At 53.3% G+C, this 1,417-nt stretch carries 1 protein-coding gene; it reads right to left on the reverse strand.

Going from position 1 to position 1,417, the window contains the following annotated elements:
- On the reverse strand, positions 1–1,417 hold a 1,417-nt coding region (locus ACOCD2_RS19880), incomplete at both ends, for a hypothetical protein (protein WP_419625943.1).

Below are 1,417 nucleotides of genomic sequence, written 5' to 3' on the forward strand. Positions count from 1 at the left end.
CATCGTCCGAGGGCACTTCCATTGCACTGTCGAAGGACACATGGAGCTCACCCTCATTCGCAGTATTTGAAGTGTCGTAGGTGCAGCTGATGCTGTTGTAGTAGGTATCCGTGTTCACCGCTTTGATGCTGTCGTTGCTGGACAGGGTGAGGGGGATAACCTTCGCACCTTTGCTGGTGTCTACGGTGAACGTCTTGGAGTAGGTGTTCTTGGCATAAGCGCACACGGTGACGTCGGTACCTTTTGGCACGACGAAACCCACGCGCTCTGCACTCGCCTCATACAGGTACTTGGTATAGGGCGCAAGGGAACCCATGGCGTAGAAACTGGTATCCGTTTTGTTGGATACCAGTGTCACGCACACGCCGTCTGCTGATTCAACTTTACCGGTGTACTTACCGCCGTTGGTGAGGGTGATATTGCCCTGTGTCCGAATGCCTTTGACTTTTGTTCCTTCCTTCAGCAGCTCATTATCAATGGTAATGCCCCATGAACCCAGGTCGATAGTATCACCCGCCACATTGGTAAAATCAGGTCTTGCAATGTAGTCCTTTGTGTACAGCAGGTACTGGATCCTGTCGTAGACGTCGCCCCATGTGGTTTCCGTGAGCGCACCCCCGGTTGTGCCTGAGGCTGTAATAGCTATCGTCGTAGTGGCAAAGTCCAGACTGATATGGGACAGGCCTGCTGCATTTGCAGATGTACCGGTGGTGGGCACCTTCTCCACTGTGAGCTGCTTCTCCAGCGTCTTGATCCCTGCGAGTGCGCAGGATGTGGCAAGCTTTTTATAGCCATATTTACCGGTGTAGAGGGTATGAGTTTCAGAGCCCTTCAGTGTACCCGATACGTAGGTGTCAAAGCTGGTGTCTGCATCAGCGGTATTGTCATTTGCGCAGACACCCAGCAGCACAGAGACGGTACAGCTCGTGTTTCCGGCACCAGCCGTCTCGCGCTGTTTTATTCCGGTGAAATAGGTGTAATCGCTGGTAGTCCGGAACGGACGGACACCTGTCTTATACACGCCTGTATATTCCCAGCCTACTACGATATCATCAACCGCAGTAACACCTTCCTGAAGTGTGATAGCTACCTGTCGGACCACATTGACGACGCCGTGATAGGTTTCCCCGGATCTCCGTATCCGTCTGACCCGCAGGTCAAGGCCCTGTTCGCAGTTGATGACATTCAGAACGGCACCGTAAGCGATAGACACGGTGGGGTTGCCCGTGAACGTAGGCGATAGGGCTGAAGTGTCGTAGTCGTTGAGCTCTATGACTATGGGTCCTACGGGGGGTGTGGAATTTGTTGTCAGCTCGGGTCCATCCGCGCCGAAGATTAAGGCATTAAACAGCACGGGGTCCTGGTTGAGTACGAGCGCCATACCCAGATAGGTGTTCTTCGCCTGCGTATCTATCTT

The sequence above is a fragment of the Thiolapillus sp. genome (genome assembly GCF_048562965.1).
In the GTDB taxonomy this organism is placed as follows: domain Bacteria; phylum Pseudomonadota; class Gammaproteobacteria; order Chromatiales; family Chromatiaceae; genus Thiolapillus; species Thiolapillus brandeum_A.